The sequence below is a fragment of the Sulfitobacter mediterraneus genome, from assembly GCF_003054325.1.
GTDB classification, from domain to species: domain Bacteria; phylum Pseudomonadota; class Alphaproteobacteria; order Rhodobacterales; family Rhodobacteraceae; genus Sulfitobacter; species Sulfitobacter mediterraneus.
Window position 1 is genome coordinate 162,608 of the sequence record NZ_QBKU01000007.1, and the last position, 14,507, is coordinate 177,114.

Annotated in this window: 13 protein-coding genes; 6 read left to right on the plus strand and 7 right to left on the minus strand. The window is 59.1% G+C overall.

Annotated elements, in window-relative coordinates:
- Positions 1–16 precede the first annotated feature (16 nt).
- Positions 17–2,776 carry a DNA gyrase subunit A gene (gene gyrA / locus C8N31_RS13000; protein ID WP_025046234.1) on the plus strand — a complete coding sequence of 920 codons (2,760 nt, stop codon included), beginning with the start codon at positions 17–19 and terminating at the stop codon, positions 2,774–2,776.
- A 2-nt stretch (positions 2,777–2,778) separates the two neighbouring features.
- Here gyrA and C8N31_RS13005 read toward each other — a convergent pair whose 3' ends face one another.
- The 4 genes from C8N31_RS13005 to C8N31_RS13020 all read right to left on the minus strand — a co-directional run bounded on the left by C8N31_RS13005 (position 2,779) and on the right by C8N31_RS13020 (position 7,135).
- Positions 2,779–3,621 (minus strand): isocitrate lyase/PEP mutase family protein, encoded by an 843-nt coding sequence (locus tag C8N31_RS13005; protein WP_025046233.1) that lies wholly within the window; start codon positions 3,619–3,621, stop codon positions 2,779–2,781.
- Between the two features lie 70 nt (positions 3,622–3,691).
- The gene (locus tag C8N31_RS13010) at positions 3,692–5,176 is read right to left on the minus strand and encodes a carboxypeptidase M32 (protein WP_025046232.1); all 1,485 of its coding nucleotides are present in this window, start codon (positions 5,174–5,176) and stop codon (positions 3,692–3,694) included.
- 2 nt (positions 5,177–5,178) lie between these two features.
- A complete protein-coding gene (gene ctaA / locus C8N31_RS13015) occupies positions 5,179–6,327 on the minus strand; it encodes a heme A synthase (RefSeq protein ID WP_025046231.1) in 1,149 nt (382 codons plus the stop codon).
- Positions 6,328–6,382: 55 nt separating this feature from the next.
- Complete coding sequence (locus C8N31_RS13020) at positions 6,383–7,135, minus strand: RNA methyltransferase (protein ID WP_025046230.1); 753 nt, start codon at positions 7,133–7,135, stop codon at positions 6,383–6,385.
- Positions 7,136–7,274: 139 nt separating this feature from the next.
- On the opposite strand from C8N31_RS13020, the gene C8N31_RS13025 reads away from it, so the two are divergent.
- On the plus strand, positions 7,275–7,895 hold the full coding sequence (locus tag C8N31_RS13025; protein ID WP_025046229.1) for a thiamine phosphate synthase: 621 nt from the start codon (positions 7,275–7,277) through the stop codon (positions 7,893–7,895).
- Positions 7,896–7,926: 31 nt separating this feature from the next.
- Here the strand turns inward: C8N31_RS13025 and C8N31_RS13030 are convergent, their stop codons facing one another.
- The gene (locus tag C8N31_RS13030; protein ID WP_025046228.1) at positions 7,927–9,069 is read right to left on the minus strand and encodes a HupE/UreJ family protein; all 1,143 of its coding nucleotides are present in this window, start codon (positions 9,067–9,069) and stop codon (positions 7,927–7,929) included.
- On the opposite strand from C8N31_RS13030, the gene C8N31_RS13035 reads away from it, so the two are divergent.
- From C8N31_RS13035 to C8N31_RS13050, 4 genes are all read left to right on the plus strand, one after another.
- Positions 9,068–9,880, plus strand: a complete 813-nt coding sequence (locus C8N31_RS13035) for a DUF4198 domain-containing protein (protein WP_025046227.1) — start codon at positions 9,068–9,070, stop codon at positions 9,878–9,880. The genes C8N31_RS13030 and C8N31_RS13035 overlap by 2 nt on opposite strands.
- Before the next feature lie 66 nt (positions 9,881–9,946).
- Positions 9,947–10,843, plus strand: coding sequence for a PfkB family carbohydrate kinase (locus C8N31_RS13040; RefSeq protein WP_025046226.1), 897 nt, complete (start codon positions 9,947–9,949; stop codon positions 10,841–10,843).
- Positions 10,840–11,760, plus strand: coding sequence for a pseudouridine-5'-phosphate glycosidase (locus C8N31_RS13045; RefSeq protein ID WP_037917386.1), 921 nt, complete (start codon positions 10,840–10,842; stop codon positions 11,758–11,760). The genes C8N31_RS13040 and C8N31_RS13045 overlap by 4 nt, the downstream gene beginning before the upstream one ends.
- Positions 11,761–11,864: 104 nt before the next feature.
- Entirely contained in the window at positions 11,865–12,608 is a 744-nt protein-coding gene (locus tag C8N31_RS13050; protein ID WP_025046224.1) for a DUF502 domain-containing protein, read from the plus strand.
- A gap of 2 nt (positions 12,609–12,610) precedes the next feature.
- Here C8N31_RS13050 and C8N31_RS13055 read toward each other — a convergent pair whose 3' ends face one another.
- On the minus strand, positions 12,611–13,642 hold the full coding sequence (locus C8N31_RS13055) for a patatin-like phospholipase family protein (protein WP_025046223.1): 1,032 nt from the start codon (positions 13,640–13,642) through the stop codon (positions 12,611–12,613).
- Positions 13,643–13,645: 3 nt separating this feature from the next.
- A complete protein-coding gene (locus C8N31_RS13060) occupies positions 13,646–14,431 on the minus strand; it encodes a 3-hydroxybutyrate dehydrogenase (protein ID WP_025046222.1) in 786 nt (261 codons plus the stop codon).
- Positions 14,432–14,507: the final 76 nt, after the last annotated feature.

The window sequence follows — 14,507 nt, forward strand, 5'->3', positions numbered from 1 at the left end:
CAGCTGAGCAGTGAACGTGAGCGATACGCCAGAAACCCCTGAAAACGAAGACGAAAATACGCCACAGCGCCCCGTATATGACGGGCCCTCTGTGACCATCGAAGAAGAGATGCGCAATTCGTATCTCGACTATGCGATGAGCGTGATCGTCAGCCGTGCGATTCCCGACTTGCGGGATGGTCTGAAACCTGTGCACCGGCGCATTCTTTATGCCATGCATGAGACCAACAACACCCACGACAAACCCTACCGCAAATCATCGCGGCCAGTGGCCGAGGCGATGGGCAAATACCACCCGCATGGCGACAGCGCGATCTATGATGCGCTGGTACGGATGGCGCAGGATTTCTCGATGTCGCTGGTGCTTTTGGACGGTCAGGGCAACTTTGGCTCCATGGACGGGGATAAGGCGGCGGCCTATCGTTACACCGAAGTGCGGATGGAAAAGGCCGCGCAATATCTGCTGGAAGACATCGACCGCGATACTGTTGATTTCCAAGACAACTATGACGGCAAAGATCAGGAACCCACGGTTCTGCCTGCCCGGTTCCCCAACATGTTGGTCAATGGCGCTGGCGGTATTGCGGTTGGCATGGCCACCAACATTCCGCCTCATAACTTGGGTGAAGTGATTGACGCGACAATGGCCCTGATCGAAGAGCCTGATCTGACGTCCGAGCAATTGATCGACTATGTGCCCGGTCCTGATTTCCCGACGGGCGGTATTCTTTTGGGCCGCACTGGCGCGCGCAAAGCCTATCTTGAGGGGCGCGGCAGTGTGATCATCCGGGCCAAGACCCGTGTCGAAGAGATCCGCAAAGATCGCTGGGCCATTATCATCGAAGAGATCCCCTATCAGGTGAACAAATCGGTGATGATCGAAAAAATCGCCGAACAGGTGCGCGAGAAAAAGATCGAGGGCATCGCCCATGTTCAGGACGAATCCGACCGCAACGGCGTACGGGTTGTGGTCGAGCTAAAGCGTGACGCCACAGCCGAAGTGGTGATGAACCAATTGTACCGCTTTACCCCGATGCAAACCTATTTTGGCTGTAACATGCTGGCGCTGAATGGTGGCCGGCCAGAGACCCTGACATTGCGCAGGTTCCTGACATCTTTCATTGATTTCCGCGAAGACGTTGTTGCGCGGCGCACGGCCTATCTGCTGCGCAAGGCGCGTGAGCGGTCGCATGTCTTGTGTGGTTTGGCCGTGGCTGTGACCAACATCGACGAGATCGTGCAGACGATCCGCAGCTCTGCCGATGCCGCCGAGGCCCGCGAACGGTTGATGACGCGCCGCTGGCCTGCGGAAAGCATTCTGGACTACATCAAACTGATCGATGATCCGACCCACACGGCCAACGAGGACGGCACCTATAACCTGTCCGAAACGCAGGCCCGCGCCATTCTGGAACTGCGGTTGCAGCGTCTGACCCAGATCGGGGTCAAAGAGGTGACCGACGAGTTGGAAGAACTGGCCGCCAAGATCAAGGAATACCTCGAGATTCTCAGCAGCCGTGAGCGGATCATGGGCATCATCGCCGATGAGCTGCGCGAAGTGCGCGATCTGTTCGCCGTCCCGCGCCGCACCGAGATTGTCGATTGGTCCGGCGATATGGACGACGAAGATCTGATTGCCCGAGAAGATATGGTCGTGACCGTCACATCGGGCGGCTATATCAAACGGACCCCTCTGATCGATTTCCGCAGCCAGCGGCGCGGCGGCAAAGGCGTGTCGGGGATGCAAACCAAAGAAGAGGATGTTGTCACCACCCTCTTTGTGGCCAACACCCATACGCAGCTTTTGTTCTTCACCACCGATGGCATGGTTTACAAGCTCAAGACATGGCGTTTGCCGCAGGGCGGGCGCACCTCCAAGGGCAAGGCGATCGTGAATATCCTGCCGATCCCGGTGGGTGTTTCCATTGCCGCGATCATGCCGGTCGACCGCGATGAAAAAGAATGGGACGATCTGCAGGTGGTCTTCTCGACCTCCGCAGGCACGGTGCGCCGCAACAAGCTGTCGGATTTCACCAACGTAAAGTCCAACGGCAAGATCGCGATGAAGTTCGAGGATGAACACGCCGAGACCACGCTGATCAATGCGCGGATTGCGTCCAATGATGATGACGTGATGCTGACCACCAATTCGGGCCGCGCGATCCGGTTCCCGGCCACCGATGTGCGGGTGTTCAACAGTCGCGCCTCTGTCGGGGTGCGCGGGATCAAGCTCAGTGGATCTGACAAAGTGGTCTCGATGTCGATCATCCGTCACTTTGATGCGGGCGCAGATGAACGCGCCGCCTATCTGAAAATGCGCCGTGCTGTTGCAGGGTTGGCGGACGATGTTGATGTATCCGATGAGGATGCGGTTGATGCCAATGCCACTATTGATCAGGAACGCTATGCGGAGATGTCGGCCCATGAAAACCTGATCCTGACCATCACCGCCAAAGGGTCTGGCAAGCTCAGCTCAAGCCATGATTACCCGGTGCGCGGACGTGGCGGCATGGGCGTCACAGCCATGGACAAGGCGATGCGCGGCGGTGAAATTGTTGCCTCCTTCCCGGTTGAGATGGACGATCAGATCATGCTCGCCACCTCCAAGGGGCAGTCGATCCGCGTGCCAGTCGAAGGGATCTCATTCCGGTCGCGGTCTGCGGGCGGGGTCAAGGTCTTTGACACCGGCAAGGGCGAAGAAGTTGTCAGCGTCGCATGGATCGCCGATCAGGGCGACGATGACGCGGAAGACGGCTCTGAAGGCGAAGAGGCGTAAGTCTAAGACCGATCCGGTTGTTTGGTCTGATCCATCAAAGCGGCCATTTCCCCATCGGGAATGGCCGCTTTTGCATAGGTAAAGGTGCCTTGATGCATCACCTCCTCTGCGGCGCGGCGCAATGCGCCCAAGGCCGCGCGGGCAAACGATCCGCCAACAGAGATCCGGCGCACACCGGCGGCAGAAAGTTCTGGCACCGTATAGACCTGTCCCGATAGCCCCATGACCACGTTCACCGGCTTGTCCACTTCCCTGCATATCGTTGATATAGCGTCTAAATCCGGCAATCCGGGCGCGTAAAGCACATCCGCACCGGCCTCTGAATAGGCCTGCAACCGTTTGATTGTATCCGCCAAATCAGGACGCCCAGAGATAAAGTTTTCGGCCCGCCCGGTGAGCAGAAAACCGCGGTCTTTGGCCGCCTCTGCCGCAGCCCTGATCCGGTCTGTGGCAAGGCCGATGGGCAGCACAGGTTCGTCAGGATCGCCCGTTGCATCCTCGATGGATCCGCCCACCAGCCCAATGTCGATGGCCATACCAATGGTCTGCGCACAACGGGTGGGATCGCGGCCAAACCCATCCTCCAAATCAGCCGAAACCGGCAGGTCGGTGGCGTCCACGATGGCTTTGGCATTGATCAGGATTTCATCGCGGCTCAGGCTTGCGAAGCTGTCACGTTTTCCGGCGGCAAAGGCATAGCCCGCGCTGGTTGTGGCTAGCGCCTCAAACCCCGCATGGGTCAGCAGCCGCGCGGTGCCCGCGTCCCATGGATTGGGCATCACAAAGGCCGTGCCTTGCTGTTGGTGCAGGGCTTTGAACGCCTCGAACTTCTGATCTCTGTTCATGATTGCGAACCTCCCCTTTCGGGAAGGTTAGCAGATGCGGAACAAAATGCGAACAATTCTTCGGAGCGGTTTACGAAATACCGTAAAGGTCCGAGAATTTGGCCTTGAGGTAGCTCACCAAAGGTGCCTCGCTTGGCGCTTTGCCGCAGGCGCGGGTGATCACTTCTTTGGGCTCATAAAGACCGCCATGCACCTGCACATTATCGCGAAGCCAGCTTGTCGCGGCGGTGGTGTCACCCTTGGCAAGTTGATCATCCAGATCCGGCACGGCGCTGCGCATCGCCTCGTTCAGACAGCCAGCATAGACATTGCCAAGGCTGTAGGTTGGAAAATACCCGATCAGGCCAACCGACCAATGCACGTCCTGCAACACCCCGTTTGAGGCCTTGTCGACGGCAAAGCCAAAGTCGGCCTCAAACCGGTCGTTCCAAGCCGCTTCAAGGTCCGGCACTTGCAGATCATGGCTCACCAAGGCGCGTTCCATGTCAAAGCGCATCAGCACATGCAGGTTGTATTGCAGCTCGTCCGCTTCGGTCCGGATGAACCCGTCAGAGACCCGGTTCACGATTTTATAAAACGTCTCTTCATCTGCCACGCCAAAATCGCCAAAAGCGTCTTTCATCTGGGCAAAGAGATAGCCGGTGAAGGCGCGGCTGCGGCCCAGCTGGTTTTCGTAAATCCGGCTTTGGCTTTCATGCACACCCATCGACACGCCGCCGCCCAAAGGGGTCAGCAGGTAATCGCGGTTGATGTTTTGCTCATAAGCGCCATGACCGGTTTCGTGAATTGTTGAGTAAAAACAATTGAATGGATCGGTATCATTGGTCCGTGTGGTGATCCGCACATCCAGACCCGACCCTGATGCAAAGGGATGCACTGCCTTGTCAACGCGGCCATGGCTCATGTCATAGCCAAAGCATCGCGCCAGTTGGCGGGTCAGCTTCATCTGGGCGCTTTCGTCGAATGTCCCTTGCAGTGTTGGCGGGGCTTTTGCCTCGCGCACCGCGCCGCGCAGTGCGGCCAATTCAGGGCGAAGCGCGCCAAACATCGCCTCAAGCTCGGCGCCAGTGGTGCCTTGTTCATAGTCGGCCAGCATTGCGTCATAGACATCGGCATTGCCGCCAGACGCGAGCGCCTGCCCCTCTTCGCGTTTCAGGGCGACGACCTCGGTCAGGGTCGGCACGAAAGCTTTGAAATCGTCATTGGCGCGGGCTTCGGCCCATGTACCTTGCGCCTCAGATGTGACGCGGGCGATGCGGGCGGCCAATGCGGCGGGCACCTTGCTGGCGCGGTCAAAGCTGCGGCGGATGTGGCGCAGATTGGCGCGGCCCACATCGTCCAGCTTGGCCTCGTCAATCCTGTCTAGCCATTCTGCCATACGCGGATCGGTGCGGCGGGCGTGCAATACGCCTTCCATGGCTGCCATTTCCTCGCCCCGTTGGGGGGCTGCGCCGCGCGGCATCATGGTTTCCTGATCCCAGCCAAGGCGGCCCGCCACCTGCGACAGCGCCTCTGTGTCGCGCTGGAACGCCATCAATTCATCATAGGCAGACATGCTCAATTTCCTCTCAGGGATGTTGCAACGGGATAGGCGGCCAGAAAACGAGCCCGCAGGATCAGCACCCAAAGGACCACGGCAAGTGCCTGATGGACAAGGGCGATATGCACCGGTGCTGCATAAAGCACGGTGGTGATGCCCACGGCGATTTGCAGGGCCAGCGCCGCCATCACCGCGTTAAAGGCAAAGCGGGTGTTGGGATGCGCCGATTGACGCCCGCGCAACCAGACCACAATGCCAAAGGCCAGCAATAGATAACCAGCCATCCGGTGCATGAACTGCACCAAACCGGGGTTTTCAAAGAAATTCCGCCATGAGGGAGTGATATCAAAGGCGTCAGGGGGAAAGAACTGCCCCTGCATCAGCGGCCAATCAACAAAATAGCGGCCCGCGTCAATTCCTGCGACCAGAGCGCCAAGCAGGATTTGCAGGAATGCAAAATGCAACAGCCCCGTGGCCAGCCCAAATTGTTTGCTCTCTTTGGCGCGGCGGGCCTGCATCAGATCGCGTTCGCTGCGCCCGAGCAACAGCACATACCAAGTGATGAACCCCAAGATCACAAAGGCCAGCCCCAGATGGGTGGCAAGGCGGTAACTGGCCACATCCGTGACGCCCTCACCGCTGGTCACGCCAGAGGCAACCATCCACCAACCAATTGCGCCCTGCACACCGCCAAGCGCACCGATAAACACCAATCGGCCGTTCCAACCGGTGGGGATTTGACGCCGCACAAGGAACCAGAGAAAGCCGATGGCCCAGACAAGGCCAATCACCCGGCCCAATTGCCGATGCCCCCATTCCCACCAGTAGATCACTTTGAAATCAGACAATTGCATCCATGCATTTTGCACTTTGAATTCGTCGATCTCTTGGTATTTGGCAAATTCGCTTTGCCAGTCTGCCTCGCTCAGCGGGGGGATCGCGCCGGTCAGGGGGCGCCATTCGGTGATCGACAAACCGCTGTCGGTCAGACGGGTCAGACCGCCCACTGCGATCATCACAAACACCAGCGCAAAGAGGATCATCAGCCAGATCCGGATGGCGCCGCGTGCGCCGCCCCTGCCCCGATCAATCACTCCGGTTTGTGCCACGGGACGTTCGGCCTCTGCCGCGCCGACCTCTTCGAACAACTTGCGTTTTTCCGCCATGCTGCGCCTCACTTATTGTCTTGCACAGATAGGTAGGGCAGCCGGCGCAAAAGGTCTAGTCGCGCTCTTTCCAGCGCACCATTTGACGCATCATTCCGTGTAGCATTTGCACATCCGCCCGCGTCAGAGGCATCCGCGACCACATGTTGCGCAAGTTCAACTTCATCGAATTGGCCTTGTGCGCGGGATAAAAGAAACCGGCGTCATCCAAACGGTCCTCGAAATGTGCCGACAGATGTTCGATCTCTTGGCCTTTGGCCCAATCGGTGCCGGCCATCTCGACGGTCAGGTCCGTCACCTCGGTGCTGGCCCGCATCCATTCATAGCCCATCAGCAGCACACATTGCGCCAGATTGAGCGAGGCAAATTCTGGGTTCACTGGCACGGTCACAATGGCATTGGCACGGGCCACGTCATCGTTTTCCAGCCCTGCCCGTTCCGGCCCGAACAGAACCGCAACGCGCTGCCCGTCCTTGATCCGTTTGGCGGCATCGCGCATCGCGGCTTCGGGGCTGAACACCGGCTTGGTCAGATCGCGGCCCCGCGCGGTGGTGGCATAAACGTAATCACAATCGGCCAGGGCATCCGGCAGATCAGGGCAAAGTTGCGCCGCATCCAGAACCCGGCCTGCGCCAGAGGCCATCGCAACCGCTGCCGGATTGGGCCAGCCGTCGCGCGGCGCAACAATACGCATGTGATCAAGGGTAAAGTTCAACATCGCCCGCGCCGCCGCGCCGATGTTTTCGCCCATCTGCGGGCGCACCAGCACCACGGCAGGCATGTTCAATTTGCCAATATCATCGCTCATTCCCGCCTCTTACGCGCCGCCGCTCTGGGCTGCAAGACGGCGGCCCGGCGCAAGGAAAAATCCACCTGCCCCAGATAGGGTTTTGCATTTGCCGCCCCATCCGATAATCAGGCGCTCAAGACTTTGAAAAGGACGCGCCATGGACCAGCCAGAACAGCCGCAGATCTATCTGATCACGCCGCCAGAAATTGAACTGAGCAGCTTTCCCGATGTTTTGGCCAGTGTTCTGGATGCCCATCCCATCGCCTGCGTGCGTCTTGCCCTGTCCACCCGTGACGAGGACCGCCTGTCGCGTGCCGCAGATGCCCTGCGCGAAGTGACCCACGCCCGCGACGTGGCGCTGGTGATTTCAGATCACATGTTGCTGGTAGAACGTCTGGGGCTGGATGGTGTGCATCTGTCCGATGCGGCGCGGTCCGTGCGTTACACCCGCAAAGAGCTGGGCGAGGATGCAATCGTTGGCAGTTTCTGCGGCATCTCGCGCCATGATGGTATGGCCGCTGGCGAGGCTGGCGCAGATTACGTCAGCTTTGGTCCGGTGCAGGCCTCACCTCTGGATGACGGCAGCTTTGCCGAGTTGGACGTGTTTCAGTGGTGGTCCGAGATGATCGAAGTGCCGGTTGTGGCAGAGGGCGCCTTGGATGCGGCGATGATCCGTACGTTGACGCCCTATACCGATTTCTTTGGAGTGGGTGATGAGATCTGGCAGCAGGAAAACCCCGCTGCCGCTCTTGGTGATTTGATCAAGGCAATTGGCTAATACGCGCCGGCGCCCATAACAAATATAACCGTTACAAAAACACCCGTTCTACAAACCAATAGGCCCCGACTGCTGCAATCACGCAAGAGGCCGGCACCGCAATGCGGCTGCGATACCATGCGTGATTTGCCGCCCAACCCACGGCGGCAAAGGCCAGCGCGATCACAGTCAGTTGTCCAAGCTCGACACCAACGTTAAAGCCGATGAGGGCGGGAATAAACTGCCCCTCGGGCAAGCCAAATTCGCCCAACACTGAGGCAAAGCCAAGCCCGTGCAACAGCCCGAATCCAAAGATCACCAAGGGCCGCCATGCGTTGAGTTTGGAGGCAAAGACGTTTTCAATCGCCACATAGACAATCGAGGCAGCAATCAGCGGCTCAACGATCTCGCCCGGAACAGAAACCCAACCCAGCGCCCCCAAGGCCAGCGTCACGGTATGCGCCAGAGTAAAGGCAGAAACTTGCCAGATCAGTGGACGCAACCGGGTGGAGAGGAAAAACAGCCCCAATACGAACAGGATATGATCCAGCCCCTTTGGCAAGATGTGGTCAAAACCCACAGGAATATAACTCATGAAAGCCTGCATCTGGGTTTGCGCACCGCCGCCCGCCAGCGCAATCGCGCCAGAGCTTTCGCCGCCGTTCAGATACCCGGTAAAGGGCGCCTCTACCCCCTGCTGGCGCAGCACCATTGCGCCCGCACCATCCGGCCAGTTCACGGTGATACTGCGGGCATCGGCGGGCAGATCGGCGGTGAAGGTCCATGTGGACAGCCGCGGCAATGCCAGATCGACATCTTCCGGCACCTGCAGATCGCGGGTTACAAGCGGCACGGCCTGATCACCGGACATCATGAGGGGCAAAGCGTTCCAGCCGGGCAGCAGCACGGGCGCACGTTCGGCGACCTCCGCTGCGCTGAGCCCGCGCCATGTGTCGTAATCGGCCGCATTGGGCGCATTGTTGGTATCGTCCAACTCATCCAGATCGATCCCGGCCAGAAACGCCTCAAGATTGATTTGAAGGGTCAGTTCCAATTGCCCGTCCGCAACCGAGAAATCACCAATGGTCGGCTGTACCTCATGGGCGCGAACCACGGATGCCATCAACATCAGCAGGCTTGACATTAACGCCGCCAGCGTCAGCTTGATATTGGTCCCACTAAAGGTATGTCGCATGTTTCTGTCTCGCCTTCTGCTCTTGCCGTTTCTTGTGGCACTGGCCGTGCCGGTCGCTGCCCATGAATTCTGGATCGAACCGGATCAATATCAAGTGCCAATTGGCGGCACGCTACAGGCGGATTTCAAAAACGGCCAGAATTTTCGCGGCACAACGCTGGCGTTTTTCGATCGGCGGTCTGAAACCTATGCGTTGATCACAAACGGCAACCGTTCAGAGTTGATGCCGCGTGCCGGTGATCGGCCTGCGCTCAGTGTTCCGGCGCCGGACCGGGACGCTTTGGCGGTGGTGATCCACGAAACCGCCCCCTCGACCCTGACCTACAAGGAATGGGCAAAGTTCCTGAAATTTGCCGCGCATAAGGATTTTCAAACTGCCGCATCGGATCATGCGGCGGCGGGCTGGCCCATGGAAGGGTTCAAAGAACGGTATACCCGCCACGCAAAATCCTTGATGGCGGTTGGGTCCGGCGCAGGTGCGGACGCAAGCACCGGAATGCAAACGGAATTTGTCGCGCTTAGCAATCCCTATGCGGCGGATTTTGATGGCCAGATGCGGGTGCGGGTTCTTTATCAGGGCGCTGTCCGCCCCGATGCACAGGTGGAGGTGTTTGATCGCGCCCGCGCGGGCGATGTCACCGTAACCCTGCACCGGACCGACGCGCAGGGAGAGGTGGCAATCCCCGTTGTTTCTGGCCACAGTTATATCTTTGATGCGGTGGTTCTACGCCCCGCCGCTGACATGGCTGATCCTGGCAAGGATCCGGTTTGGGAAACCCTTTGGGCGGCACTGACCTTTGCGGTGCCGTAGGGGCAAGGCCACTTTGCCGCATCTCGCGGCTTGCCCTTGAGCGGCAACAGCGGCTACATCCGGCCCATGTCTGACACAAAATCCAAAACCCCCGATATTTTATGCATCGGCTCCGTTCTGTGGGACGTGATTGGCCGGTCCGAGACCGCCATGCGCCAAGGCTCCGATATGCCGGGGCGGATCACCCGCCTGCCGGGCGGTGTGGCGCTCAATATCGGGATGGCGCTGGCACGGTTCGGGTTGAAACCTGCTTTGCTCAGCGCGGTGGGCCGCGACACCGAAGGGGATGAATTGATCCGGGCCTGCGCCCTGCGAGGGCTAAACACGGACTTCATCTATCGCTCGGATGATTTGCCAACAGATCAATATATGGCTGTTGAAGGGGCAAACGGGCTGATCGCGGCGATTGCCGATGCCCATTCGCTGGAGGCGGCGGGCGACAAGATTTTGCGCCCCCTCTCTGACGGCAGTCTGGCCGCGCCCTATCGCGGGGCGGTGGCGCTGGACGGCAATCTAACGCTGGATCTGCTGGCCCATGTGGCGCAAAGCCCGTTGTTGGCGCAGGCCGATCTGCGGGTTGCGCCTGCCTCCCCCGGCAAGGCGCTCCGGCTCAGCCCGTTTGTGCAATCAGGGCGCGGCACGCTTTATGTGAACCTCGAAGAGGCCGGGCTGTTGTGCGAAGCGCCGTTTGAAAGCTCTGCCGATGCGGCGGCTGGCCTGCTCGCGCGCGGTGCGGCGCGGGCGGTTGTGACCGATGGCGGCAATCCGGCCACCGTCGGGCAATCAGATGCCCCGATCACCATGACGCCGCCGCAGGTCCATGTGGCCCGCGTAACCGGTGCGGGTGATACTTTTATGGCGGCCCATGTCGCCGCAGAATTGCGTGGCCGCGATCCGCAATCGGCCCTGTCCGATGCGCTTGAGGCCGCCGCCCTTTATGTGTCCGGAGAGACAAAGATATGACCACCCTGCCCCTGACTTACAGCGCCGAAGTGGCCAAAGCCCGCACATCGGGCGCTGCGATTGTTGCACTGGAAAGCACGATCATCACCCACGGCATGCCCTATCCACAAAACCTGGAGGTCGCCCGCCAGGTTGAGGACGATATTCTCGCCGCCGGTGCGGTGCCTGCGACCATTGCGGTGATGGATGGCACTTTGCACATCGGGCTGGACCCTGAACAATTGACCGCACTGGCGCAGGCCAAAGGCGTGGCCAAGCTAAGCCGGGCCGATATGGCGGTTTGCATCGCCACGGGCGGCACCGGCGCCACAACGGTGGCCGCCACGATGATCGCGGCGCATTTGGCAGGGATTGCAGTTTTTGCCACAGGCGGCATTGGCGGGGTGCACAAAGGCGCAGAAGACAGCTTTGACATCTCGGCTGACCTAATGGAATTGGCGCAAACGCCTGTGACCGTGGTTGCCGCCGGGGCCAAGGCCATTCTGGACGTGCCCAAAACGCTAGAGGTCTTGGAAACCCAAGGGGTGCCAGTGATCGCTGTGGGCCAAGACAGCTTTCCCTCGTTCTGGAGCGCGACTTCACCCTTGCCGGCGCCCCTGCGGATGGATGATGCCGCGCAGATCGCCCGCGCCCACCGGATGCGCGGCGCGATGGGCCTGCCCGGCGGGCAGTTGATCGCCAACCCCATTCCGCCCGCAGATGAGATTCCCGCCGCCGAGCTTGCCCCGGTGATCGCGCAGGCACAGGCTGATGCAGATGCCCACGGGATTGCAGGCAAAGGCGTCACACCCTATCTGCTACAGCGGATTTTTGAGCTGACAGAGGGGCGTTCATTGACCGCCAATATCGCACTGGTACGCAACAATGCCCGTCTGGCAGCGGATATTGCCCGCGAATTGACCGCACTGCCCGTTTGACCTCATAAAAATCAGGTGATCAGCCCCCATTTACAGGTGCAGCCATTGTCGGACCTCGGCAAAGGAACTAGCTATAGCCAGATCGATTTTTGGAACTCCGAACCATGAACACGCCTTTTGACATTGAACCCACACCCAAGCGCGGCATGCTGGCCCGTCTTCGGGCTTCGTTCCTGACCGGATTGGTGGTCATTGCGCCTGTCGGGCTGACCATTTGGCTGATCTGGACGGTTGTCGGCTGGATTGACGGCTTTGTTCTGCCGCTGGTGCCGGAGGTCTATCATCCCGACCGGATGTTGCAGGATTACCTTGGCCTTGATCCATCGGTGCAGATCAACGTGCGCGGTCTTGGCGTGGTGATTTTTCTGCTGTTCACCATCATCGTAGGCTGGATGGCCAAGGGGATCATGGGCCGGTCCCTGATCCGGTTTGCCGAAGGTCTGGTAGAACGTACACCGGTAGTGCGATCGATCTATTCAGGCATTAAACAGATTTCCGAGACCATTTTTGCCCAATCCGAACGCAGTTTTGAAACCGCGTGCCTGATCGAATATCCGCGCCGGGGCATCTGGGCATTGGGCTTTATCTCCACCACTGCCAAGGGCGAGGTTGCCGCCAAAACCGATCCTTCAGACGAGATGATATCGATCTTTTTGCCAACCACACCAAACCCGACCTCGGGTTTTCTGCTGTTTTTCCCGCGCAAGGACGTCATTGAGCTGGATATGACTGTGGAAGACGCGGCCAAATTGGTGATTTCGGCAGGGCTGGTCTATCCCTCTGATCGTGAAGACAGCGAGACCGGCGCTTTGACCGATCTGCTTGAAAAAATCCCGAACAAAAACTGATCTCAGCCGAACATCTGCGGCAAGTCGACAGAACTGCGCTGGCCCAAATCCGCCTTGTGATTGGTTAAGAACTGATCCGCGGCATCATACCCGGCATCGCGCAGGGTTTTAATGACCGCCGCGTTGGGCACCAGTTTGGTCGCTACAGACAGCTGAGCCATCAATTCATCATCGGCAATCATATGCACTCGCACACGGCTCATGTGCCCTTCGGAAACCGCGCCATCATCCAACAGGCGTTGGACAAATTCGATGGCCCGCAACTCGCGAAACAGGCTTGAGTTAAAGCTGATCTCGTTGATCCGGTTCTGGATCTGTTTGGGCGTGACCGGCAGCTCGTCCCGTTCCAGCGGGTTGATATTGATGATCACGATGTCATCGGGCAGATCCTTTTGAAACAGTGGGAACAGCGCCGGATTGCCGGTGTAGCCGCCATCCCAAAAGGCCTCATCCCGTCCGGTTTCCGGGTCAAAGAGTTCGACCGCCTTAAAGATCGTTGGCAAACAGGCCGACGCCATCAAGGCATCAGGGCCAATTTCATCGCCCTCAAATATCTTGATCTTGCCGTTGCGCACCCGCGTGGCGCAGATGAACAACAGTGGCGCGACGTGGTTGCACACTTTGTCATAGTCGAACCGTTCCACGATATCGGCCAGCGGATTGCGATAAAACGGACCATAGGCGTAGGGCGACATCTGGTTTGACACCGCATCGGACAGCGCGACCGGCCAGCTGTATTCAATGGCCTGGCTCAGCGCCCCGATGCCAAAGGGGGCCATCCAATGGGCCAGACGCATATCGGTGACGCCCGCGACCTGTCCCCAAAGCCATGACAGATTGTCCCGCGCACCGTCTTTGCCGCCTTGCACCATTCCGGCCTTGAGCGCGGCACCGTTCAGCGCCCCGGCAGAGGTACCGGAAATGCCGCAGATCTCGACCTCGTCGTCTTTCAACAACCGGTCAAGCGCCCCCCAAGTGAAGGCGCCATGCGCCCCGCCGCCCTGAAGCGCCAGATTGATGCGTTTCTTTGCCATGGATTACAGCGCGGTCCAGCCGCCATCGACGCTGATGGTGGTGCCGGTGATTTGCGCCGCCGCAGAGGAGCACAGAAACGTCGCCGTCCCGCCCATCTGTTCTACAGTGGCAAATTCCTTGCTTGGTTGGCGCGTCAACATGACGTTTTCGATGACCTCTTCGCGGGTCATGTCATATTCTTTCATCGTATCGGGGATCTGCTTTTCCACAATCGGGGTCAGCACGTAACCGGGGCAGATCGCGTTGCAGGTGATGTCTTCCTTGGCGGTTTCCAGCGCGGTTGTTTTGGTCAGGCCGACGACCCCGTGTTTCGCCGCAATATAGGCGGCCTTGAACGGCGATGCTGTCAACCCATGGGCCGAGGCAATGTTGATCACCCGGCCCCATCCGGCCTTGCGCATCATCGGCAGCGCCACGGCGGTGGTGTGGAAGGCGGATGACATATTGATCGCGATGATCGCGTCCCATTTTTCAACCGGGAAATCCGGGATCGGGGCAACATGTTGAATGCCCGCGTTGTTGACCAGAATATCACAGCGCCCGGCCTTGGTGATCAGATCGCGGCATTGATCGCCCTTGGACATATCCGCCTGAATGTAGCGTGCAGTGACGCCCGTTTCATCCGCGATGGTCTTGGCCAAAGCGTGATCTTCGTCATTGTCGGTAAAGGAATTGAGAACGACATCCGCGCCTGCGCGGGCCAGTTCCCAGGCGATCCCGAGGCCAATGCCCGAGTTTGAGCCAGTGATGACGGCAGTTTTGCCGGACAGATCAATCGTGAATGCCATGGGATGTCTCCTTGAATATGCTGCGCGCGCATCTTGCCGTGCTGCGACTGCAAAGGAAACGCCCTATTTCTGATTT